21 protein-coding genes are annotated in these 22,975 nt (G+C 67.5%); 10 read left to right on the plus strand and 11 right to left on the minus strand.

The window, feature by feature from the left end:
* Positions 1 to 11: 11 nt before the first annotated feature.
* Positions 12 to 1,295, minus strand: a complete 1,284-nt coding sequence (locus tag CEK69_RS07410) for a nucleotidyltransferase family protein (RefSeq protein ID WP_152244773.1) — start codon at positions 1,293 to 1,295, stop codon at positions 12 to 14.
* Entirely contained in the window at positions 1,292 to 2,800 is a 1,509-nt protein-coding gene (locus CEK69_RS07415) for a radical SAM protein (protein ID WP_152240452.1), read from the minus strand. The genes CEK69_RS07410 and CEK69_RS07415 overlap by 4 nt, the downstream gene beginning before the upstream one ends.
* Positions 2,801 to 2,985: 185 nt before the next feature.
* Here CEK69_RS07415 and CEK69_RS07420 point away from each other — a divergent pair, with 185 nt between their 5' ends.
* Positions 2,986 to 4,047, plus strand: a complete 1,062-nt coding sequence (locus CEK69_RS07420; RefSeq protein ID WP_152244775.1) for a serine kinase — start codon at positions 2,986 to 2,988, stop codon at positions 4,045 to 4,047.
* A 99-nt stretch (positions 4,048 to 4,146) separates the two neighbouring features.
* The gene (locus CEK69_RS07425; RefSeq protein ID WP_152244777.1) at positions 4,147 to 5,859 is read left to right on the plus strand and encodes an ABC transporter ATP-binding protein; all 1,713 of its coding nucleotides are present in this window, start codon (positions 4,147 to 4,149) and stop codon (positions 5,857 to 5,859) included.
* Between the two features lie 191 nt (positions 5,860 to 6,050).
* Here CEK69_RS07425 and CEK69_RS07430 read toward each other — a convergent pair whose 3' ends face one another.
* From CEK69_RS07430 to CEK69_RS07440, 3 genes are all read right to left on the minus strand, one after another.
* On the minus strand, positions 6,051 to 6,326 hold the full coding sequence (locus CEK69_RS07430; protein WP_017910537.1) for a hypothetical protein: 276 nt from the start codon (positions 6,324 to 6,326) through the stop codon (positions 6,051 to 6,053).
* 272 nt (positions 6,327 to 6,598) lie between these two features.
* The gene (locus tag CEK69_RS07435; RefSeq protein ID WP_226975077.1) at positions 6,599 to 7,879 is read right to left on the minus strand and encodes a phospholipase D-like domain-containing protein; all 1,281 of its coding nucleotides are present in this window, start codon (positions 7,877 to 7,879) and stop codon (positions 6,599 to 6,601) included.
* A 332-nt stretch (positions 7,880 to 8,211) separates the two neighbouring features.
* The gene (locus tag CEK69_RS07440; protein WP_152244779.1) at positions 8,212 to 8,442 is read right to left on the minus strand and encodes a hypothetical protein; all 231 of its coding nucleotides are present in this window, start codon (positions 8,440 to 8,442) and stop codon (positions 8,212 to 8,214) included.
* 190 nt (positions 8,443 to 8,632) lie between these two features.
* On the opposite strand from CEK69_RS07440, the gene CEK69_RS07445 reads away from it, so the two are divergent.
* Genes CEK69_RS07445 through CEK69_RS07470 form a run of 6 tightly spaced genes read left to right on the plus strand, consistent with a single transcriptional unit; the run spans position 8,633 to position 13,163 of the window.
* Positions 8,633 to 9,142, plus strand: coding sequence for a DUF2796 domain-containing protein (locus tag CEK69_RS07445; RefSeq protein WP_052250733.1), 510 nt, complete (start codon positions 8,633 to 8,635; stop codon positions 9,140 to 9,142).
* A complete protein-coding gene (locus CEK69_RS07450) occupies positions 9,139 to 9,852 on the plus strand; it encodes an ATP-binding cassette domain-containing protein (protein WP_017916600.1) in 714 nt (237 codons plus the stop codon). The genes CEK69_RS07445 and CEK69_RS07450 overlap by 4 nt, the downstream gene beginning before the upstream one ends.
* 2 nt (positions 9,853 to 9,854) lie before the next feature.
* A complete protein-coding gene (locus tag CEK69_RS07455) occupies positions 9,855 to 11,108 on the plus strand; it encodes an ABC transporter permease (protein WP_193313929.1) in 1,254 nt (417 codons plus the stop codon).
* A gap of 2 nt (positions 11,109 to 11,110) precedes the next feature.
* Complete coding sequence (locus CEK69_RS07460; protein ID WP_017913712.1) at positions 11,111 to 11,707, plus strand: DUF3299 domain-containing protein; 597 nt, start codon at positions 11,111 to 11,113, stop codon at positions 11,705 to 11,707.
* Positions 11,694 to 12,344, plus strand: coding sequence for a DUF3299 domain-containing protein (locus CEK69_RS07465; RefSeq protein ID WP_226975078.1), 651 nt, complete (start codon positions 11,694 to 11,696; stop codon positions 12,342 to 12,344). Before CEK69_RS07460 ends, CEK69_RS07465 begins: the two co-directional genes overlap by 14 nt.
* Before the next feature lie 30 nt (positions 12,345 to 12,374).
* On the plus strand, positions 12,375 to 13,163 hold the full coding sequence (locus CEK69_RS07470; RefSeq protein WP_226975079.1) for a hypothetical protein: 789 nt from the start codon (positions 12,375 to 12,377) through the stop codon (positions 13,161 to 13,163).
* Between the two features lie 118 nt (positions 13,164 to 13,281).
* Here the strand turns inward: CEK69_RS07470 and CEK69_RS07475 are convergent, their stop codons facing one another.
* Complete coding sequence (locus CEK69_RS07475; protein WP_152244783.1) at positions 13,282 to 14,199, minus strand: LysR family transcriptional regulator; 918 nt, start codon at positions 14,197 to 14,199, stop codon at positions 13,282 to 13,284.
* A gap of 137 nt (positions 14,200 to 14,336) precedes the next feature.
* On the opposite strand from CEK69_RS07475, the gene CEK69_RS07480 reads away from it, so the two are divergent.
* Positions 14,337 to 15,554, plus strand: a complete 1,218-nt coding sequence (locus CEK69_RS07480; protein ID WP_152244784.1) for an FAD-dependent oxidoreductase — start codon at positions 14,337 to 14,339, stop codon at positions 15,552 to 15,554.
* 477 nt (positions 15,555 to 16,031) lie between these two features.
* Positions 16,032 to 16,847 carry a serine protease gene (locus CEK69_RS07490; protein WP_193313925.1) on the plus strand — a complete coding sequence of 272 codons (816 nt, stop codon included), beginning with the start codon at positions 16,032 to 16,034 and terminating at the stop codon, positions 16,845 to 16,847.
* Between the two features lie 92 nt (positions 16,848 to 16,939).
* On the opposite strand, the gene CEK69_RS07495 is transcribed toward CEK69_RS07490, so the two are convergent.
* The 5 genes from CEK69_RS07495 to CEK69_RS07515 all read right to left on the minus strand — a co-directional run bounded on the left by CEK69_RS07495 (position 16,940) and on the right by CEK69_RS07515 (position 22,962).
* Positions 16,940 to 17,467: a hypothetical protein gene (locus tag CEK69_RS07495; RefSeq protein WP_226975080.1), complete on the minus strand. Its 528-nt coding sequence runs from the start codon at positions 17,465 to 17,467 to the stop codon at positions 16,940 to 16,942.
* A gap of 272 nt (positions 17,468 to 17,739) precedes the next feature.
* Entirely contained in the window at positions 17,740 to 18,258 is a 519-nt protein-coding gene (locus CEK69_RS07500) for a VC1465 family Xer recombination activation factor (RefSeq protein WP_152244790.1), read from the minus strand.
* A 113-nt stretch (positions 18,259 to 18,371) separates the two neighbouring features.
* Complete coding sequence (locus CEK69_RS07505) at positions 18,372 to 19,553, minus strand: VWA domain-containing protein (protein WP_152244792.1); 1,182 nt, start codon at positions 19,551 to 19,553, stop codon at positions 18,372 to 18,374.
* A complete protein-coding gene (locus CEK69_RS07510; protein ID WP_152244794.1) occupies positions 19,550 to 21,865 on the minus strand; it encodes a DUF5682 family protein in 2,316 nt (771 codons plus the stop codon). Before CEK69_RS07510 ends, CEK69_RS07505 begins: the two co-directional genes overlap by 4 nt.
* 14 nt (positions 21,866 to 21,879) lie before the next feature.
* On the minus strand, positions 21,880 to 22,962 hold the full coding sequence (locus CEK69_RS07515) for an AAA family ATPase (RefSeq protein ID WP_017910372.1): 1,083 nt from the start codon (positions 22,960 to 22,962) through the stop codon (positions 21,880 to 21,882).
* Positions 22,963 to 22,975: the final 13 nt, after the last annotated feature.

The raw sequence follows: 22,975 nt of genomic DNA on the forward strand, positions 1-22,975 counted from the left end.
GAGGGCGCGCGTCACTCCGACGACGGCGCATAGCCCTGCAGCGCGGTGCGCACCGCGTACAGCGTGTCCATGCGCGGCACCGGACGCAGCAACCGCTGCAGCACGCGGCGGCGCTGCGGCAGGCGCACCCAGTCCTGGCCCTGCAACCACAGTTGGGTCCGGATCATCTCGGCGCGTTCCTGGCGGCTTTCCGCCGAGGGCTGCAGGCGCTGGCGCAGATAGTCCAGCACCTCGCCGCCCGAACGCGCCCATTCGATGCCCGGCAGTGCCGGCAGCCACAGTTGCGAGCACGACGCCGCGGTCAGGTCCAATCCGCGCGCGCACAGCCGCAACAGCGGCGGACACTGCGCGCGCAATTGCTTGAGCACCGCCGACGGAATCGCCGCGCGGTAGTAACGCAGCATCAACCGCAGCGGCGGCCATGCCCACCAGGCGTCGGTGCCGGTCAGCATCTGCCAGTCGCTGGCGCGCATGCGCGGAGCGAGCAAGGCCAGGTCGTGCAGGTGCATCAGCCGCAGGCTGCGGCTGCACAGTCCGCCGGCCGCGTGCAGCAACAGGTGGCGCATCAGCGCGCCGTTGCTGGGGTAGGGATTCAGGCCGGGCCTACCGTCGCCCGGCAGGAGCTGCGTACCGAGGTCGACCGTGCGCAGCGGCAGGCGCTCCTGGATGCGCACGTGCAGTTCGATGTTGATCGGCGTGTCGCGGTGCTCGCCCAGGCCACCCACCGCCTGCGCCTGCGCCGGACGGAAGGTCTGGTGCTTCCACTGCGCGAACTCGGCCACGTAGCCCAGCGCGGCGAGCAAAGTCGCGGCACGCTCGGCGTCCTCGGGGCGCACCAGCAGGTCGATGTCGGCCATCGGCCGGTCGCCCGGCCGATACAGGCCTTGCGCATGCAGCGCCGCGCCTTTCAGCGGCACGATCGCCAGGCCGGCGGTCTGCGCCAGGGCGTCGATTCGCTGCAGCAACGCCGCGATGCGCTGGTAGCGCTGTGCCACGTGCTCGCGTTGCCCCACCAGGAACGCGCGCCACGGCCGGTCCGGCCATTGCGAGCGCTGGCTCAGCAGTGGCGCCACGCCGTGCGCGACCGCCGCCGCTGCGGCCAGTTGCCAGTGCAGGCCGCTCCAGTCCGGCATCGGCGCACCGGGGCGTGCCAGCTCATGCGCCAGGGTTTCGGTAGCCAGGCGCAGGCCACGGCCGATGCGCCGCAACGGCAGGTGTGCCGGCGTCGCCGCGGCTGCCGCTGTCAGCAGGTCGGCCGCCACGGCCTGTGACGAGGGCGTCGCCAGGTCGCTCATGAGCGCTGCACCAGCGGGATGCGGCGGCTGCCGCCGGCGGCGACCGCCTTGGCCGCCGGCGCTGGCGGCGCGTCGGTCCGATGCTCGGCTTCGCGCGCGATCAGCGCTGCCCAGTCGGCGTCCAGCGCCGCCCAGTCCTGCGCGTGCGTCGGTGCCGGGCGCGCATCCTCGCGGCATTGCAGGTCCACCTGCCGGTGCAGCAGATCGCGTACCTGGCGGTAGAACGCCGAGTCGTAGGCGCCACGGAACATCATCGCCAGGTCGTCGCTGTCCTGCCAATGGGTCTTGCGCCCGAGCTGGTCCTTGACCTGCTGGTAGAACACGGTGCCGGGCAGGGGATAGGACACGCTGACGCCGATGTCGTCCGGGCGCGCCTGCGCCACCAGCCGGCGCGTGGCGAGGATGTCGTCGAGTTGTTCGTCCAGGTAGCCCAGCTGCAGGAAGAAGCCGACGCGGATGCCCTGCGCGCCCAGCCGCTGGCGCGCGGCGATCACGCCGTCCACGTCGGTGCCCTTGGTCATCTTGTCGAGGATGCGCTGGCTGCCGCTCTCCGCGCCGATCCAGGCCTCGCGGCAGCCGGCCCGTGCCAGGGCGGCGGTCATGCGCTCGCTGCACAGGTCGGCACGGGTCTGGATGGTGAAGGGCACCGCGCCGTCGGCGGCGGCCAGCGCATCGGCGAAGTCCTCCACCCAGTCCACGTGGAAGCCGAAGATGTCGTCGGCCATCCACACATGGTCGGGCGCGAAGCTGCGCTTGAGCTGGGTCATCTCCGCGGCCACGTCCTGTGCCTCGCGGCGCTTGTAGTGATTGCCCCAGATCGGCTTGGCGCACCAGTTGCAGCGGAACGGGCAGCCGCGCGAGGCGGCCATGTTCAGACTGAAATGGCCGTGTCGCTGCTGCCAGAACGCGCGGTAGCGCGGGATATCCAGCAGGTCCCAGGCCGCCGTGACCGACAGCCGCGGATCCGGCGGCCGCGCACCGATCTGCGCACGCTTGAGTTGCGGCAGCACCGCGCTGGCCACCTCGGCGAGGCCGGCCACCCAGCGCGCCGGGTCGATGTCCGGTTCCGCCTGCAGGCGCGCCACCAGATCCAGCAAGGCCGCGATGCCTTCGCCGATCAGCACCGCGTCGGCACCGGCCGCAAGGAACGCCTCCGGATGGTCCGAGGCGTCGGAGCCGGCGACGAGTACCCGGCTGCCGCCGGCGCGCGCCTCGGCGATCATCCGGCACGCGGCCTCGCGCATCCGGCTCAGGCACATCTTGGTGAGGAAGTTGAAGTTGTCCTCGTAGAACACCACCAGGTCCGGCCGCTGCGTGCGGACGGCGTGGTCGTAGTCCTCCACGCCCTCGGCCAGCATCGCGTCGAACAGCGTCACCTGGTGTCCGTGCTGACGCAGCAGTGCCGCCACCTGCAGCGTGGCCAGCGGCGGGTACGGCTTGCCGCGTTCCCATTGCTTGGGGTCGTAGCGCAGGAAGTAGGAGTGGCTGACCTGGATCTTGAGCATCGGCGAAAGGTCTCGTTCGGCGCCGCGGGGGAGGGGCGCATGCAGCGATGGCCGCGCGCAGGTGGCCGTGGCGGTAGGTGCCGGGGCTGCGCCGTTTGGTTGCGCGAAACACCGGCATGACCCCGCGCAACCTTTGGCCGCGGCAGGCGCACCCACGCTGCATCCACCCAAGCGACCCTTCTCCGATGCAGCGATCGACCGTGCGTGTTCTGGACGTGGCAACAAGCGACCACGCCACGCCAGTCGTCACTTCGGGCGGTGCCTGCGATCCGTTCCACACCCAGCTGCGGCGCCCCCACACCCTCAGCAAGCAACTGCTCGGTGGACGCTTCCACTTCGAGAGCAACAGTCCGGCGCTGCTGGCCTTGGTGGAAGCGGCATTCGGCGCGGTGCCGGCGCATCGCCTGCCGGAGAGCGCCGCATTCCGTATCGAACTGACCCTGGTGGACCGCGGCGACGCGCCCTACGCGCTGGCAATGGAGCCGCCGCCGGTGCAGACCCATTCCGGCGCGGGTGTATTGAGCGGGGTGATCGATGCGCACAACTACGTCGTGCTGGTGCCCGAGCAGCGCAGGGCGCTGGTGGTGGTGTCCGAGGACATGCTCGTGCACGCCTACCACGTGCGTTACGAACTGATCGAGTTCGCCGTGTTCGTGCTTGCCGCGCACGGCATGCGCCTGGTGCCGCTGCACGGCGCCTGCGTCGGCCGCGACGGCCGCGGCGTGCTGCTGCTCGGCGGCAGCGGCGCCGGCAAGTCGACCCTGGCGCTGCACAGCCTGCTGCGTGGGCTGGAGTTCCTTGCCGAGGACGCGTTGTTCGTCGCCCCGCACTACCTGCTCGCCACCGGCATCGGCAACTTTCTGCATCTGCGGCCGGAACTGTTGCACCTGCTCGATCCGCAGACCCGCGCCTGGATCGCCGCGGCGCCGATGATCCGCCGCCGCAGCGGCGCGCTGAAGCACGAGGTGGACATCCGCCAGGGCGAGGGGCGCCTGGCACAGGCACCGTTGCGGCTGGCCGCGGCCGTGTTCGTCTCGTCCACCATGGCCGCCGATCCGCAGCGGCTGCTGCAGGCGATGCCCGACGCGGACGTGGCTGCACGCCTGGCCGCGGACCAGCCCTACGCCGCAGGCCAGCCGCACTGGCCGTTGTTCGCGCGCCAGTTGCAGCGGCTGGGCGTGTACGAACTGCAGCGCGGCACGCATCCGGAGGCCTCGGTCGATGCGCTGCAGACACTGTTGGCCTGATCCCGTGCAAAACGTGACGGCGCCTGCGACGTGCATCGCCGACGCAGGGGAGTGCGGATGGCGCACCGCGTCGATGGTCCGCCGCATGGATACCCACCGATGAGCACACGTCCGGAACCGGCATCGCACTTGCTGCGCGCCTTCGTCGCCGTGCTCGGCCGCGGCGAACGCCTGCGCATTGCCGGGTACGTGCTACTGTCGCTGCTCGGCGCGCTGGCCGGCGCGCTGGCGGCGGTCGCGCTGGTGCCGCTGGTGCAACCCGGCCATGTGCTGACCCTGGCCGGCCACGCCTTGCCGTTGCCGACCGGCTTCCTCGCGCAGACCCTGCTGTTCGTCGCCGCCAGCAGCGGCTTCGCCCTGCTGCGTTGGTGGGGCACACGACTGGCCGCGGACCTGGCCAGCCGCCACGCGCTGGACCTGCGCCGGCAGGTGCATGCGCGGCTGCTGCAGGCGCCGCTGTCGGCCCTGGCCGACGCCAGCTCGGCGGAAATCGCCAACCTGCTCACCTACAACGTCGAGATCGTGGTGCAGGGCTTCAGCGCGCTGCTGCAACTGCTGGTGGCGGCGATCACCGCGGCGGTGAGCCTGGCCGCGGCGTTCCTGGTCTCGCCCATGCTGGTGCTGGCACTGCCGCCGCTGCTGGCGCTGGGCCTGCTCGCCTTCCGCATTGCCGGCCACGAACAGGCCCGGGTCAGCCGCGAGTACGTCGCCGACATGACCCGGCTGTTCTGGCTCAGCGAGGATTTCCCGCGGCGCCTGCGCCACGTGCGCTCGTTCGCTCGCGAGGCGCGCGAGCAGGAAGCCTACGAAGCGATCGCCGGTCGGCTCGCCTATGGCTACGCGCGCCAGCAGGCGCTGGTCGCCTCCGGCCGCCTGTTGCTGGAACTCGCGGCAGTGGCGGCCATCGCCGCGATCATGCTGCTGGCTGGGGTGTGGCACGGCATCGACCGCGGCGCGCTGATCACCGTCGGCCTGCTGCTGGGACGGCTGCTGCCGTACCTGGTCTCGACCCGGCAGAGCGTGCAGCAACTGCGCTCGGCCGCGCCTGCACTGGAATTGTGGCAGCGCTACGTGGCGCTTGGCACGCTGCCAACACCACCTGGCACCGTGGCGGCGCAGCCCAGTGCGGCGACAGCAGTGACGGCGCCGATCCAGATCGAACGCATCGGCCTGGCGCCGCCGCTGGCCGCGGTGGCCTTGACCGGTCTGGTCCTCGCGCCAGGCACACTGACCCTGATCAGCGGCCCATCCGGCGTCGGCAAGAGCAGCCTGATGGACGCGCTGGCCGGCATGGTCGCGCCACCGCAGTTCGCCGCGCACTGCGACGGCCGTGCGCTCGACTTCGCCGGCTATCGCGCCGCGCTGCAGCCCTTGGCCTATGTCGCCCAGGGCGTGCGGCCCTGGCAGCACAGCGTGCGGCACTGCCTCGCCTGGGCGGCACCGGCCGCGAGCGAGGCCGCGATGTGGGAAGCGCTGCGCGACGTCGGCCTGGCCGCGCGCCTGCAGGGCGGCGCCGGCCTGGACACCGCCGCGCACGGCGCCGGCGCGCGCCTGTCCGGCGGCGAACTGCAGCGGTTACTGCTCGCCCAGGTGCTGCTGCGGCAACCGCGCGTCGCCTTGCTCGACGAAGCCACCAGCGCGCTCGACGCCGTCGCCGAACAGCAGGTCCTGAGCACGTTGCGGCGGCGGCTGCCGCAGACCGCCCTGGTCGCGGTCTCGCACCGCCTCGGCCTGACCGCCATCGCCGACCAGTGCGTGATGGTGCAACGCGGGACCGTGTCGCCGCTGCTGTTGGCTGATCGGGCTTCCTGAGCCGACAGCATTCCCTCAGCGTCGCACTCATCAGCAGGGGCCGAACTCCGCTCAGCCCGCTACAGCCTACTGCTTCGTATGCGTCAGGCAGTCGGATATTTGGGACCAGCAGAAAAACAAAACCCCGCAAGCGGGGTCTTGTTCCTAGGCCATGCCATCTGGACAGGCAAGGCTAAATGGCCACACGCCCCCTACGGAATATCGCACTTCATCTTTCCATCCACGTAGTACGGCTTGGGGACGTCCGGATTCTGGCTGGTCTTTTCGAACACCACCTCGAACGAGTTGGGGTCCGGCTTGCCCTTGCGCTCAGTGCAGGCGTCCTGCAACTTCTTCTTGACCGCGGCGATGCCGGCGTCGCGGTTGGCACCGTCGGCGCTGTTGGTGAGATTGGCGACCTCGGCGAAAGCCGGCGAGGCGAGGCCCAACAAGCTTCCTGCGAACACGAGTGCGTGCAGCGTCTTCATGGCGTCTCCTTGTGTTGATGTCCGTACGCGGCGGGAGGCGTGCGTTGCGGCGCATGCGGCAATGCCCGGCGCCGCGGCCGCCCTCCAGCGCGGAGCTAGGATAGGGAGCGCTGGTTAAGACTTCGTAGGGATCGGCGCGCAAGACCGTCGCAGCAACATTCGACGGGTCAACGCAGCGCATTGACGCGGCGCTGGATCTTCGGGCCGAGCACATGCTTTGACACGCGCCGGCTCGCCCATGGACGCACAGGCCGCGCAGGACGACTCAGCGACTACTCGGTCCGCGGCGCCTCGTAGTTCTGCCCAGGCTGCAGCGTGGTGACGTAGGGGCCGTTCCAGTCGCGGTCGAAGATGCGCGTCAGCGTCTCGGCCGGTCCCTTGCCCTTGACGAACACCGAGGCGTCCACCGCGGTATTGAAGTAGCTCCATTCCCAGTTGCCGGTGCCGATCACGCTGCTGCGGTCGTCGGCCACCGCGTACTTGGCGTGCTCGACCCGCGCATACGGAATGAAGCCCTGTGGCGCCGGTGGCAGGCGGCTGAACTTCACCGCGATGTTCGGCAGTGCGGCCAGGCTTTTCAGATAGGCCTGCATCGGTTCGCGCAGCGCCCAGTCGGCGACGATGATGTGCACCTGCACGCCGCGGGCGGCGGCGTCGCGGATGGCGCTGTCGACCGGCGCCCACCAGCCCTTGGGCCCGAAGCTGCGGATCGCCGACAGCGTCATCACCTGGATGCGCAACGCATGCTGGCTGGCGCGGATCATCTCGACCAGGGCCGGCTCCTCGGCGCTGACCCACGCCGGCTGCAGCGCCGGCGGGCTGAACGCGGGGAAGGCGACCAGCGGCGCATCGCTGCCGGCATCCAGCAGCACCGGATCGGTGGCGGTGACCGGAACGAAGTCCGGCGGCTGCACGCCGCGCGCCTGCGCCTTGGCCAGATTGCCTTCGTCGGCCAGGCGCCAGCTGTAGTCGAAGCTCGCGGCGAAGGTCTTGGCGAAGCGCGCGTCATCGATGCGCGCGCCGATCTCATGGATCTGCTCCAGCGCCCGCCAATCCCAGTTCTGGCTGCCGACGAACACGCTGGCGTCGTCGACGATCATGTACTTGGCGTGCAGCACGCCGCCGGTCAGCGTATCGACCGGCAGCACCCGCACGGTGATACCCGGCACCTTGCCCAGCCAGGCGACGCTGTCCGGGTTCTTGGCCAGGAAGGTGTGGTCGACCAGCAGGTGCACCGCCACCCCGGCGCGGGCGCGCGCGGCCAGCGCGTCCAGCACTGGGGTCAGTCCTGTGCCGGGCTTCTCGGAGATGTAGAACGCGGCGATGTCGATGCGCTGCCTGGCCCCGTTGATCATCGCCAGCCAGGTCTGCTGGGTGCGTGGCACGCCGGGTTCGCCGTAGACGCTGGCCTCGGGCACGCTCTCGACGATCTGGAACTGCGAGGGCTGCGGCCGGGCCTGGGCGCCGGTGGCTGCCGACAGCAGCAGGCAGGCCATGGCGGCGGACAGGAAGCGGCGTGCGGGATGCACGCTGGCGATGGAAGCGAGAGGCACGTTGGGTGTCCTTGCGGGAGCGTGGGAAGTGGATGCCGGGCGGCGATGCGCGTGCATGCTACCGGCAGCTGTCGTAGCTTGGCAGCCTGCTTTGCAGCGCATGTGTCAGTGAGATGGTGACGGCTAAGTTGGCGTTCCCGTCCAGGGGCGTCAGCGCTTCAAGGCAGAGCGCGCCACCAATGCGCACGCAGGCCGCGGCCGACCTTCATCGCTTGACCACTCACGGTTCTGATTGGATCAGGGCGTCGCCATGCCGCGCCGTGCGGCGTTCGCAGAAGGAATGCATCGCCGTCCAACGGCACCGGCGACCGCGTCGTGCCGCGCGCGAGGGTTCAGGCGCGACCTTCGGCGAATGCGGACTGCGCCTGCGCAAACCACTGCAGCACCTGCTGGCGATGCGGCTCGCCCCAGCAGCGCACGAACTGCTGGGTGTGGTGGTCGGTGAGGTCGTTGAGCGCGGCGATGCGTTGCGCGACGTAGGCAGGCTCCAGTCGCAGGCCGCAGTCGACCTCGATGCAGTGGCGCCAGGCGGTGTAGCTGTCGGGAATGATGGAAGAAGACATGAAGATCCCTGGAGTTCGGCGCCCATCGCGGCACAGGGCCGCCGTGCGAGGCGCGTCGGTGGTGGCCGGATGCGAACCGCGGCTGACTGACGGCAACGGCAGGCTTGCGCCCGCGCTCGATAGTTCACTAATGTTATAGTGTAACTCAACCGATGCGCTGCATATGCGACCTGGCATTCCCCTGATCCTGTTGCTCCTCTCCGCCAGTTCGCCAGCCACCGCTGCGATCCGCCACCATGGCCCGCACGTGCACGGCCAGGCCAACCTGGAGGTCGCTGTCGACGGCACCGCCGTGGACGTGCAGCTCAGCGCGCCCGGCATCGGCATCCTCGATTTCGAACACCCGACGCGCGATGCCGGCGAGCGCCAGCGGCTGGAGGCCGCGGTCGCCACCCTGCGCGGTGCGGGCTGGTTGCAGTTCCCGGTCGCGGCGGCCTGTTCGTTGCGCAGCGCGCAGGTCACCACCGAGGGCTACGACGTGGCGATGGCCGATCCGGACGAGCCCGGTCACAGCCATGCCGAGTTCCACGCCCGGTACGCGTTCAACTGCACGCAGCCGGCGCGTCTGGATCACCTGCAGGTGCTGTTGCCGCAACGTTTCCCCGGGCTGCACACGGTGCTGGTCGATGTCGCCACCGCTGCGGGCCAGGGCCGCACCGAGGTGGTGCCCGGGCAGACCCGGGTGAAGCTGCCGGAATGAACCAGCACCACGTCGTCGAACTGACCGAGCTGCGCTTCGGCTATCCCGGCGCCGCCGCACCGGTGCTGGACATCGCATCGTTCGCGCTGCCGCGTGGGCAGCAACTGTTGCTGCGTGGCGCCAGCGGATCGGGCAAGAGCACCTTGCTGGCGTTGATCGCCGGCGTGCTGCAGCCCACGGCCGGCTGCGTGCGCGTGGCCGGGCAGGACCTGGCGGCCTTGCGCAAGGCCGCACGCGATCGCTTCCGTGCCGACCACTGCGGCGTGGTGTTCCAGCAGTTCAACCTGCTGCCGTTCCTGAGCACCCGCGACAATATCGCGCTGGGCCTGCAGTTCTCGGCGCGCCGCGGCCGGCTGGCGGCGGGCACGCAGGCGCTGGACACCGAGATCGAGCGGCTGATGGTCGCGCTGGGCCTGGACGTGGCGGCGCTATGGTCGCGACCGGCCGCGCGCCTCAGCGTCGGCCAGCAGCAACGCGTGGCCGCCGCGCGCGCATTGATCGCACGGCCGCCGCTGCTGCTGGCCGACGAACCCACCTCCGCGCTCGACCCGGTCGCGGCGCAGGCCTTCCTGCAGTTGCTGTTCGCCGAGTGCCGGCAGGGCGGCACCAGTTCGATCGTGGTCAGCCACGATCCGTCGATCGCACCGCTGTTCGACGCCCAGGCCGATCTGGCCACGCTCAACCGCGCCGGCGCCGGAGGTGCACGATGAGCCTGTTGAAGCTGGCCCTGGCCAGCCTGCGCAGCCGGCGCCTGGGCGTGGCCTTGACCGTACTGGTGATCACCCTGAGCGTGACCCTGCTGCTGGGCGTGGAGCGGATCCGCACGCAGGCGCACGAAGGTTTCGCCAGCACCGTGTCGGGCACCGACCTGATCGTCGGCGCACGCTCGGGCCCGGTGAACCTGTTGCTGTACTCGGTGTTCCACATCGGCGACGCCACCAACAACGTGTCGTGGAAGAGCTACCAGGACCTGAGCGCGATGCCCGAAGTGAAGTGGGCGGTGCCGCTGTCGCTGGGCGATTCCTACCGCGGCTACCGGGTGGTCGGCACCAGCACCGGCTTCTTCGAGCACTACCACTACGGCGCCAAGCATCCCCTGGCGTTCGCGCAGGGCAGGGCGTTCGACGATCTCTACGATGCGGTGATCGGCGCCGACGTCGCCGCCGCGCTCGGCCGCCACCTCGGCGACGAGATCGTGCTGACCCATGGCACCGGGCGCATCAGCCTGGCCAACCATGCCGACAAGCCGTTCCGGATCGTCGGCATCCTGCGCCGCACCGGCACGCCGGTGGACTCCAGCGTGCTGGTCTCGCTGCAGGCGATCGAGGCGATCCATATCGACTGGCATTCCGGCGTGCGGCTTCCGGGCCACCACGTCAGCGCCGCGCAGGCGCGGGCGATGGACCTGACCCCGGACACCATCACCGCCTTCATGCTCGGCCTGAAGACCCGCATCGCCACCTTCTCGGTCCAGCGGCGCATCAACGAGTACCCGGAGGAAGCGATGCTGGCGATCATGCCGGGCGTCACCCTGCAGCAGCTGTGGGGCACGCTGGGCACGGCCGAAGGCGCCCTGCGCATGATCGCCTCGCTGGTGGTGCTGCTCGGCCTGGTGTCGATGGTCGCGCTGCTGGTGGCCACGCTGCAGGAGCGCCGGCGCGAGATGGCGATCCTGCGCGCGGTCGGCGCACGGCCGCGCGACATCGCCTGGCTGCTGCTGTTCGAGGCCGGCCTGGTCACCGTGGTGTCGTGCACACTGGCGCTGCTGGCGGTGACCGCGGCCAGCTGGCTGGCGCGCGGCTGGGTGCTCGATCATTTCGGCCTGGCGATCAACCGTGTCGCGCCCAGTGCGGCGGAGTGGGGCTGGCTCGGCTGCGTGCTGCTGGCCGGCGTGCTCGCCGGCATCGTGCCGGCCCTGCTGGCCTATCGCCGCACCCTGGCCGATGGCCTGTCGCCGGAGCTGTGAGCATGACCCGCTGGATCCTTCCCTTGCTGGCGCTCGCACTGCTGTGCGGCTGCGGCCGCCAGCAACAAGCCCCCATCCCGGAAAAAGCGCAGGCGACAGCGGCGGCGCAGCCAGCACCGACCAAGGAAGCGGCGATCAACCCGCCACTGGGCGAGCCCGATGCCGACGGCTATCGCGAACTGGACTGGAGCGCGATGCTGCCGCCCGCCGAGCTGAAGGCGCTGGAAAACAGCGACGAAGCACCGGTCAACCACACCGGCAAGCGTGCGATGCCGCAGACCGGTACCTACAACACCGTGGCCGCCGTGCTGGCGCGCAAGGTGCGCCTGCCGGGCTACGTGGTGCCGCTGGACAGCGACGACGCCGGCCGCGTGCGCGAGTTCCTGTTCGTGCCGTACTACGGCGCCTGCATCCACGTGCCGCCCCCGCCACCGAACCAGATCGTGCATGTACGCCTGGACAGCCCGATCGACCCGCCCGACATGTACAGCCCGTTCTACCTGACCGGTCAATTGCGCGCGGAAACCCTCCACGGCGAACTCGCCGGCACCGCCTACACGATGGAGCAGGCGCACCTGCATCCCTATGAAAAAGGCTGATCGCCATTTCCTGCTGACTGGAGTGCTGTGCATGCTGGCGGGCTGCCACGGTGATGGCGGGAAGCCGCCGGACGCCACGCCGACACCATCACCGGCAGCAAAGCACACAACCGCAGCAGCCGACGCTGTCCCGGACACCGTCGAAAGCTGGGAACAACTGGCACCGGCCAACGACATCTACCAGCGCCCGCCGCCGCGGATCGGCACGGCGTGGCGAGGCGACGCCGCGGTGCTGGATCAGCCGGCGCCGGTCGACGATGGCCCCTCGGTGGTCAATGGCATGCCGATCGACCATTCCGGCACCCAGCGCGCCGCGCAGTTCGGTTCATCGCAAGTGGTGAAGGGCCTGGAAGGCAAGCGCTTCGCCCTGGACGGCTACGTGGTGCCGCTGGAAAGCGACGACCAGGGCAAGGTCAGCGAACTGCTGTTCGTGCCGTTCTATGGCGCCTGCATCCACGTACCACCGCCGCCACCGAACCAGATCCTGCACGTGGTGCTGCGCACCCCGATCGACGTACCGGAGCTGTGGGACCCGTTCCACCTGCAGGGGCGGCTGCATCTGGCCGACTTCAAGGCCGATATCGCCAATGCCACCTACGAGGCGGAGGACGCCACGCTCACCCCGGTGCAGGGCTGAGGGCGCGGTCCGATGCGCCTGAAGTCGCCGATGCGTTTGGCGATCGCGATCGCCGCCTGTGGCGTCGTCGTTGCCGGCGGCGTGCTGTTGGCATTGCGTACGCACGGGCATGTGGCACCGACACCGCGTGCTGCTGCGACCACGGCGATCCACCCGCCAACGGTGCCCGCATTTCATGTCGCGCCATTGTCCGAAGATGCCGCCGACAAGCGCATCACCACACTGCTGCACAGCGACGCCGCATTCGCGCGCGACGCCACATTCCTGATCGTGGCCAGCGTCCGCGAACGCTGCGCACCGGCCCATTCTGGCGAACTGGCGAAGATGGCCAACCGCGCCCGCCTGCCGATACTGGTCGCAACATCCGAGGTGACGACGCGCGAACCCGACCTGGACCATCCGATCTACCAAGCGATCCAGCGCACCGCCGCCGCTGCGCCCTGCGGCCGCGCGCTCGACCTGACGGCGACCGGCCTGCCGCTGCAACTGGACCCAGAACGCTACGCGGCTGCGTTCCCCGACAGCTACTACCAACCCACGCTGGACACGGTGCCGCACGAGTACGCCGGCCAACCGCTGGGCGCCCGCGCGGAGCAGGAATGCCAGTCGATCGCCTACGCGGTGCTGCCGCTGGGCCGGGACGGCTGGCAGTGCAGAGCGCTGTGGTCCGGCATGCGCCCGCGGATCGTCAAAGCCTGCGAACAAGCCCGTAGCGAAGGCGGGCAGGGGGCAGGTGAGGCGATTCCGCCGGAGGTCGCGAACCGGCTGACGCCGATGGTGGCTGGCTTGCTGGAGAAGTTGCCGGAATCCTGTCGCTGAGTGCGTGTGCCCTTGCACTTGAGAAGCTAACAAGTGCGAACGGCAAGAGTTGGCCAAGACAGAAGTTCGCGGAGTAGCTGATTAGGGCGGTTTCCAGTCCACGTTGTTGCGTTGTGCCTTACGTTGACGTGCCCCCGAACACCTGCAATCGCACCTGGATGAACTCCAGCAACGCCCGAACCCGCGCAGTGACCGAATGACGGTGACTGTAGGCGCCAAGCAATTGCAGCGGGGCAGGGCGTAGATCCAGCGGCACTTCCTGCAACCTGCCTGCGGCAAGATCTTCTTGGCACGGATAGGCCGCGACGATCGCAAAGCCGAGACCTTGGCGCGCGCCGGCCACCGCAAGTTCCCCGCTGTTGACGCGGTAGCGGCTGCGCACAGGCACCTTCACGATCTCACCCGCGGGATCGAGAAACTGCCAGGGCTGACCCTTGAGTGCGCTCACGGTGGTGATGCACGGCAGGGACTTGAGTTCGCGCACATGGCGCGGCATTCCGGTCTGGGCCAGTAGCGCGGGGGACGCGACCACGATGCTGGACAAGGTCGCCAGTTCGCGGGTGATGAACGCACTGTCATCCTGACGCCCGCGGTGGAAGACGATGGAGAGGTCCATGTCTTCCCGCAGCACCTCCAGTCCGGTGAGGCGCGTGTCGCATTCCAACTCGATGCCCGGATGCAGGCTGCAGAATTCCGCGAGGATCGGCGCGAGCAACCTGGGTGCTTCGTTGGGCATACACATCCTGAGAGGCCCCTTCAATTCGCCTTGTACTGCGCCGAGCTCCTCCTCCGTGGAGAGCAAAGCGTCGAGGAGCGGCTTGGCACGCGCATAAACCAGCCTCCCGGCTTCCGTCATGCGCAGATGGCGCGTGCTGCGTTCCAGCAAGCGCACGCCCAGCCTGCGCTCCAGTGCCGCGACATGACGGCTGACGTTGGACGACGGCAAGGCCAGCAGGCGCCCAGCCCCGGAAAAGCTCTGCGCGTCGACGACGGCCACATAGACGCGGACTGCATTCAGATCGAGGTTGGTGCGCACTATTGTCCCAAATAGGGTATGAAACCCCGCCATTTTCGCATGCTAGTTGGCGGAATTGGCGAGGTCCAAGATGCACTCCCGTCCAACGGCTGCCCTTCAACGGCACGCCTGGACCAATTGAATCGGGATGCATCGGCATGGAGATCGGAATACTGGGTGGCGGCATCGCAGGCTTGAGCGTGGCCCTTGCGTTGCACAAGCAGGGGCACACCGTCTGCGTCTATGAACGCCGGAGCGGGCCGGCCACCATGGGCGCTGGCGTGACGCTTTGGCCCAACGCGGGCTTCGTGTTGCAGGAGCTCGGATTGTTGGAGGATGTCGGGGCAGTGGGCGGTCGGCCAGTGTCGGTACACCGCAAAGACGCAGCGGGTAACGCGCTGGGAGGCCTGGACATCACCCTGCTGGACCAACTCATGGGCTACCCGACCCACACGATCCTGCGCCGCGACCTGCAGGCGGTACTGCTCGACCACGTGGCACGCGCTGGTATCCAGGTGGAGTTCGGGCATCGGGCGATAGCGATCGATCTGGATGCCGGCGGCAAGGCCGTGGCACGGTTCGAGAACGGAAAGAGCATCTCTCCGGATCTGCTCATTGGCGCGGATGGCCGCATGGGCTCGGTGGCGCGCAAGTTCGTCGCCGGGGACAACACGCCCATCTACCAGGGGTTCGTAAACTGGATCGGCGTTGCACAGGGCAATGGCCCGTTGGTGAGCGACATGGCGATTCACGATTACTGGGGGTCTGGCGATCGTTTCGGTTGCGTGCCGATCCGGACGGATCTGGTGTACTGGGCCGCCGCGCAGGCGCGGCCATTGCCCGAGGCGACGCCAGCAGCGGAGATGCGCAAGGAAGTGATGGATCTGTTTGCAGGATGGCGCGAGCCTGTCGCCCGCCTCATCGAAGCCACGCCGGCGCACTCCATCCAACTGATCGCCGTGCACGACGTCGAGCCGCTGCACACGTGGAGCCGAGCAAATGTGCTGCTCGTCGGCGATGCGGCGCACGCGCCACTGCCGACCTCGGGCCAGGGCGCCTGTCAGGCCCTGGAAGACGCTTGGCATCTGGCACGGTGCCTCGACGAGGCCGGCGGTGCGCTGGATCGAGCATTACCGCGTTTTGCCGCAATCCGCGGACCCAAGACCACCAAGCTGGCAGAGCAGGGCAGAATGTTCGCGCGCGGCCTTTTCGCCCAAGACCCCGAAACCTGCCGCCTTCGTAACGAGCGCGCCAAGGCGTCCGATCCATTGCGTGATGCGCAGGCCATGGCGGCGGGATGGTCGCAGGGGTTGCCGATGGCGGACTGCATTGACGGCACGCCGGCGAACGGCGCTGGCAGTCTGTATCGCCTGTAAAAGATAGTCTTGATCCGAGTGTCGCGTGGCATCTGCGCTGCAGGAAGCATTTCCACCAAATCCGGGCCTCCATTTCATTGGGTTGCTAGGTCATGCTGATCAAAGATCTTCCACTGCGCTGCCCCTGTTGTGGCTACAAAACGCTTGTCGAGGGAGTGGCATTTGAGATTTGCACCGTGTGTTTCAGGGAGGATGATGGCCAAGATGACGATGATGCTGATGCTGATGAGGTACTAGGTGGCCCGAATGGCAATCTCAGCGTTACACAAGCGCGAGCGAACTATCAGCAAATTGTCGCCTTTCGGAGACAGGGCCTGTCTTATGTACATCCGCCTTAGGTGAAGAAATGTAGAATGAGGGCCTAGTCAACCCGGCTTCCCGGCTAGGCTTACGGGGTGGGGAATGGGTCTATACCAAGAACAGACCCTGAAATGATAGATAATTCGGATCTAAACCAACAACAACATCATGACAGCCTTGAACAAGCCAATGCCATCAGTGCAGCCGCCAAGCGTCAAGTCGCTCTTTCTTCAAATGAGGTACGGAGATCAACCAATATCTACAGGCACAGGCTTCGTAGTGAAAAACGGGTCTTCTGCGTTCCTTCTGACAAATCGTCATAATTTAACTGGGCGTCGGAATGATTCCGGCGAACTGCTCTCGAAAACGGGCGGAATCCCAGATAATGTCCTCGTTTATCACCATCTTTCAGGGCGTCTTGGCGCTTGGGAGGGCAGGGTTGAAGCGCTCTTCACCGAACAAGGACAAAAACGCTGGAAAGAACATCCACTGCATGGTGCGCGTGCAGATGTGGTGGCGTTGCCGCTCACCAACATCGAAGGAGTCGACCTATATCCCTACGAACTGACAGAAGAACCAAGAATTGCGATCGCCCCTGGAGACATTATAAGTGTTGTTGGATTTCCATTCGGAATGTCTACGGGCGGACTTCTTCCGATATGGGCAACAGGATTCATTGCCAGTGAGCCGCAGGTGAGCATAAACAACAGTGATCTCCCAGTTTTTTATATTGATTGCCGAAGCAGGCAAGGGCAATCTGGATCTGCAGTAGTTGCTCATCGGTCAGGCGGAATGGTGAGCATGGAGAACGGGGTTGCAGCTATCTTTGAAGGGCCAGTGACACGCCTCCTTGGAATTTACAGCGGGCGTATCAACAATGAGTCGGATATCGGCATTGTTTGGCGGACCGCTGCATTGCATGGTCTAGTCCAGGATACGAGGGAGTTCCTTGCGACGTCAGTCCCGCAATCTATCAATAAGTTGAATTGGTAAAGCCTAATTTTCTCGCATGACGAAAGCTATTCACAGGCTAAGCGAACTGTGCAGCCGCTTCTGGCCATCGGGGTTCCGACCCAAAGCAGACATCAAACTGGCGCCAGGGGGCTAAGGCCGTTCAACCCAAGCAACTCTCTATCGTCGTCGCTCATTGGATTGTCAATAGCATGACGAATTCTGCGTTGGCACCACTCGTAAAAGTCGGGATGCTCATACTGCAGTTGCGCCTGTCCTACTTCGTTGAGATGGATCCTGTAGCAGTATCGAACCGGGCCAATAGTAAGCGTGGAATGGAAAGCTTCGGGCGCGTGAGATTGCGGATTACCTGTGACGATCAGGCCGCCATGGGCGGCGTAGCTATGGATCGCACCATTCTCTTGTAGACGGCGGTAGGCGACGTCGGCATCTACGCAAAGCAAAACATAGTTTTTATCACTTATGCCTATGGCGAAATCTGCAATCGGTTGGTAGAAGGTTGCGCCCACCTCTGCTAAGTGACAACACATAAGCTTCGCGAAATACCTGAAAACATCCAAATAAAGTGTTCCGCCATTGGCATTGAAGCGGGGGTCTTCATACACCTTTGCGGGATCCCCCCCCGCTTTCAAGAGTTCCAAGGCCAATCCTCTAAATGCATCAAATGCCAAATCGGCCGGCTGAGTTCTCGCGTTATTACAGGTTCCGCATATGCGAGCGGAAAAGTGAAACTGCTTCGAGCTTGGGCTCTGTGCGTGGCGATAGCGTTCGCCTGGGCGCCCGATAACCATCGGCTGCGCCCCAAACTCACTACGAAGCGCGGCCGCCTTGACCTTATGCTCGCCTGAAAGCGCCCCGGTAGACCCGCATAGGCAGCATTGGCCAGTAAGAGGCGGGGCAAATGTATCCATAGCTAATCTCCGATTGCTTGCCGGAGCACCTCTTTTAAGCTTACCTTGAGGTGAAAATTAAAAGGAGTGGCTCGCTCTATTGCCTGTAAGCCCCAAGGGCGATAATGCGTAGACTCGGAAGTCTTGAAGACCCACGCCGGCGCGCGGCAGTGACTGACCATAGCAGTGGCCACATGGGTGGGCAACACACCGCGACGCTTGGCCATGATGTTGCGGAACTCCTGCGCCTGCAGGATCAGGAGCGACCACCAGACCAGGTCGCTGGAGCGAAGCTCCCGGCCCTCAGGCGTGGCCAGGACGTTGCCGCGCACCTGGAAGCCGGTCCAGTCGGGACCGAGCAGCTTGCCGCCCCTGAGAACGCGCATGAGCTTGTATGCGGTATAGGGGATGCGTGCTCGAGCGGACTCCCAGTTGGAGACCGTGCGGACGCTGACGCGCAGGAGCTTGGCGCAGTCGGGGATGCTCAGGCCGAGAGTGATGCGGGCGGTGCGGAACTGCTCAGCGTGGTGGCGGATCTGCAACGGGGATGGCCGGCCGCGCCCCCGTCCGGGGACAGGTACAATTTCGCATAATGTATCTTATGTAAAATCCCTGAAGTAGAAGCAGCCCCCAGACACCATCAGACCCACCAACCTCACCGCACCGTCACCAACCCCTGCGCCCCCGCCCACTGCTGGATGTCGTCACGGCGGATCGCCGCGGCCATCAGGCCGGGGAATGCGTCCGGGGTGCAGGCGAACGACGGCACGCCTAGCGCCGCCAGCTTGGCGGCCAGGGCGCGGTCGTAGGACGGTGTGCCTTCGTCGCTGAGGGCCAGCAGCACGACGAACTGCACGCCGGATTCGACCAGTTCGCGGGCACGCGCCAGCAGCCGCTCCTCGACGCCGCCTTCGTACAGGTCGGAGATCAGCACCAGGATGGCGTTGTGCGGTTCGCGGATGATGCCCTGGCAATAGCTCACCGCGCGGTGGATATCGGTGCCGCCGCCCAGTTGCACGCCGAACAGCAGGTCCACCGGATCGTCCAGTTGCTCGCTCATGTCGACCACTTCGGTGTCGAACACGACCAGGCGCGTGGACACCGCCGGCAGCGAGGCCATCACCGCGCCGAAGATGCTGGAATACACCACCGAGGCGGCCATGGAGCCGCTCTGGTCGATGCACAGCAGGACTTCGCGTTGCGGCTTCCTGGCCTTGCGGCCGTAGCCGACCAGGTCCTGCGGCACCACCGTGCGCAGTTCCGGCTGCCAGTGCCGCAGGTTGCTGCGGATGGTGCGGTGCCAGTCGATCTCGGCCAGCCGCGGGCGGCGGTTGCGGCGCGCGCGGTCCAGGGCGCCGGTCACCGCCGAGCGCATCGGTTCCTCGAGCTGGCGCAGCAGGCTCTCCACCACCTGGCGCACGACCATGCGCGCGGTGTCCTTGGTCTGCGCCGGAATCACCTGGCTCAGGCCGATCAGGTTGGCGACCAGGTGCACGTCGGGCTGCACCTGCTCGAGCATTTCCTTTTCCAGCAGCATCTGGGTCAGATCCAGGCGCTGCAGGGCGTCACGCTGCATCACCTGCACCACCGACGAGGGGAAGTAGCGGCGGATGTCGCCCAGCCAGCGGGCCACATTGGGCGAGGAGGCCCCTCGCCCGCCGCGGCGCCCCAGGCCGCCTGGGCCGTCGGGCTCGTACAGCGCGGCCAGCGCCTGGTCGATGCCCTGCAGCGGCTTGGGCAAGGCGCCGCAACTGGATTCGGCCTCCTGCCCCAGGATCAGGCGCCAGCGCTGCGCGCGCGAGGTGGGCGTGTCGGGTGTGGATGGCGTGTCGGTCATGCGGGCAATCCCAGCAGTTCGCGCAGCATCGGCACCGCGCGCTCGGCGCGGGCAAGGTTCCAATCGGGGACGACAGCGGCCTCGGTTTTCTCCACCGGCGCCTGGCGCACGCGCGTTCCCAGGTCGCGGCGGTCGGCGGGCTGGAAGGCGGCGAAGGTGCGCCGCACCAGCGGCAGCACGCGCACCAGTTGCGCCTCGTCCAGCGCCACGACCCAGGCGTCGATCATCTGCCACACGGCATCGTCGTGCAGCAGCACGGTGGCGTTGCGGTTGAGGAAGCCGTCCAGCCATTGCGCGGCCTGCAGCGGTTCGGCGCCCGGCGACAGGTGCTGCTGCAGCTGCAGGTGCACGGTGGTGCCCTGCACCGCCTGGGTGTCGAACAGCAGCCGCAGGGCGACGCCCTGCAGCAATGCGTTGCATGCCGGCGACAGCGCCACGCGTTGCAACGCTTGTTGCCAGTTGGCGCTGCCGTCCGCATCGCCGCGCAGGCCGATGGCGCGATCGGAGTCCAGGACGACGCTGCGCGCCTGCTCGGCGCGGGCCTCGTCGAGGCTGGACAGCGCCAGGGTCAGGCCGATGACCGCGCGCGCCAGCATGCTGTCGAACAGGTGCGCGACCTGGCGGCCCTCGGTCTGGCGGACATTGCCGTAGCGGTACACGTTGGCCAGCGGCGGCAGCGCGCCAAGCAACGCCAGCGGGTCGGCATCGGTGGCGGCGCGGGCCTCGAGTTCGGCGGCGATCGCGCTGACCGCCTGCGGCAGGTCGGCCAGCAGCACCTGGTCCACCAACGCGGACAGCGCAGGCAACGCCTCGGCCTTGCGTGCCTGCGCGATGGCCATGCTGGACGCGGCATCGGCCAGGGTCTGCCCGTGGCGGCTGGCTTGCACCAGCTCCACCAGGAACTGCGGCTGCCAAGCCAGTTGCCAGATTTCGTGGAAGGTGCCGCGTGCGGACTGCCCGGTGCGCGCCAGCCGGCCCCATTCGATGCCGATCAGGCGCAGCCGATGCAGCAGATGGCTGCGCGCCAGATCGGTGTCCTTGCGCAGGTCCAGATCCAGGGTCTTTTCCAGCGCTTCGGGTTTCAGGCGCAGGCGCTTCTGCTGCGCCTCCAGGTCGCGCTGCAGCGGCACCGCCGGCACGCTGTCGGGTACCTGACCCAGGGCGTCGCCGACCATCAGGCGCTCGCGGATGAGCCGCATGGGCGCATCGTCGCCGTTGCAGATGACCGCGCGGCTGGCTTCGGCGATGTCGTCCAGGCCCGGGGCCGGATGACCACGCAAGGCAGCCAGGGTGTCGGCCAGGCGGGTCGCCTCGATCAGGTGCGCCGACGAGCAGTCGAGTCCGTGCTCGCGCAACAGGCGCCCCACCCGCGCATACCAGCCGACGGCGCGTTGGTCGTGGACGCCACTGCTGCGCCACAGGTGGTCGTACCAGCCCGGCGCTTCCACGCCGGCGCCGTAGCCGCTGTCCATGCTCAGGTGGCGATAGGTCCATGGCACCCAGGTGCTCTGCGTCTTGCGCTTGGGCATGGCCTTGAGCAGGCGGCTGTCAGCGGTGGCGCTGTTGGCGCGCAACGCGGCCGGCTGCAACGCCGGCACATGCCAGGCGCCACAAACCACCGCGACACGCGTGAACGCCTTACTGGCGCTGCGCAGCGCGCTGCGCATGTGGGCTTCGCGCACGGCCTCGTGTTCGCCGCGCAGGCCGGGATGCTCCGGCGTGTGTTCGCGCACGGCGGCCATGGCCTCGGCGATGGCATCGAACAGCCCCTGCCCGTCGCCCCGCTCTTCCACCATGTGGTTCCACCAGGCCTCGCCGTCGGCATGGCCGGTGGCGCGCGCCAGCCAGTCCAGCGGATCGGACGGGCGCACCTCGGCGCGCTCGTCCTCGGGTGCGTCGGCGTCGTCCTGTAACGGTGGCAGCGTATCCGCCGGTTCCGACGTTTGGTCTGCAGGCGCAGCCACGCGCTCGGCACGCGCCTGCGCCTGCCATTCCAGGGTCAAGGCCGGCGGCACGTCCATGAAGCGCACCGTCACGCCGTTGCGCAACGCCCAGTGCATGGCCTGCCATTCCGGGGAGTACGCCGCATACGGATGGAACACGGCCAGTTGCGGATCGTCGACGCAATAGGACAGCAGGGCCACCGGCGGCTGCATGCCCTCCTCCAGCACGTGCGGCAGCAATGCTTCGGTACCTGCCGGCCCTTCGATCAGCACGCAGTCCGGCTGCAACGCCGTCAACGCGGCCACCAGGCTGCGCGCGCAGCCGGGACCGTGGTGGCGAATGCCGAACAGGGAGATGGCTTCGCTCATCGAGGCCGGCTCGCTCAGGCCTGCTCGCGGAACGCGCGATACAGGTCCTTCCAGTCCTCGCGCTCCTTCACCACGGTTTCCAGGTATTCCTTCCACACCAGCGCGTCCTGCACCGGATCCTTGACGATGGCGCCGATCATGCCGGCGGCCATGTCGCCGGGGCGCAACACGCCGTCGCCGAAATGGCCGGCCAGGGCCATGCCGTTGTTGATCACGGAAATGGCCTCGGCGGTGGAGAGCGTGGCGGTCGGGCTCTTCAGCTTGGCCTTGCCGTCTTCGGTCACGCCATTGCGCAACTCGCGGAAGATGCGCACCACCCGCGCCACTTCCTGCAGCGCCGGCGGCTCGGCCGGCAGGTCCAGCGCCGCGCCCATTTCGGCCACGCGCTTGCGCACGATCGCCACTTCGTCCTCCTCGCTGGACGGCACCGGCAGGATCACGGTGTTGAAGCGGCGCTTCAGCGCGCTGGACAGTTCGTTGACGCCCTTGTCGCGGTTGTTGGCGGTGGCGATCACGCTGAAGCCGCGCACCGCCTGCACTTCGCTGCCCAGCTCCGGGATCGGCAGGGTCTTTTCCGACAGCACGGTGATCAGCGCGTCCTGCACGTCGGCCGGAATGCGGGTGAGCTCCTCGATGCGGGCGATCTTGCCCAGGCGCATGGCCTGCATCAGCGGGCTCGGCACCAGCGCCTTCTCGCTGGGCCCGTTGGCCAGCAGCTGCGCATAGTTCCAGCCGTAGCGGATCTGCTCTTCGCTGGTGCCGGCGGTGCCCTGTACCAGCAGCGTGGAATCGCCGCTGATCGCCGCGGTCATGTGTTCGGACACCCAGGACTTGGCGGTGCCCGGTACGCCGAACAGCAGCAGGGCGCGATCGGTGGCGATGGTCGCCACGGCCACTTCCATCAGGCGGCGGTCGCCGATGTACTTGGGGCTGACCACGAAGCCGTTCTCCAGCGTGCCGCCGAGCAGGTAGGTCACCACCGCCCAGGGCGACAGCTGCCAGTTGGCAGGCCGCTGGCGGTTGTCCTGGCGGCGCAGTTCCTCCAGTTCCTCGGCATATTGGTGTTCGGCGTGCTGGCGCAGGACGGCAGTGCTCATGAGGTCTCCAGTG

This window comes from Xanthomonas sp. LMG 12462, from assembly GCF_009192885.1.
In the GTDB taxonomy this organism is placed as follows: domain Bacteria; phylum Pseudomonadota; class Gammaproteobacteria; order Xanthomonadales; family Xanthomonadaceae; genus Xanthomonas_A; species Xanthomonas_A sontii.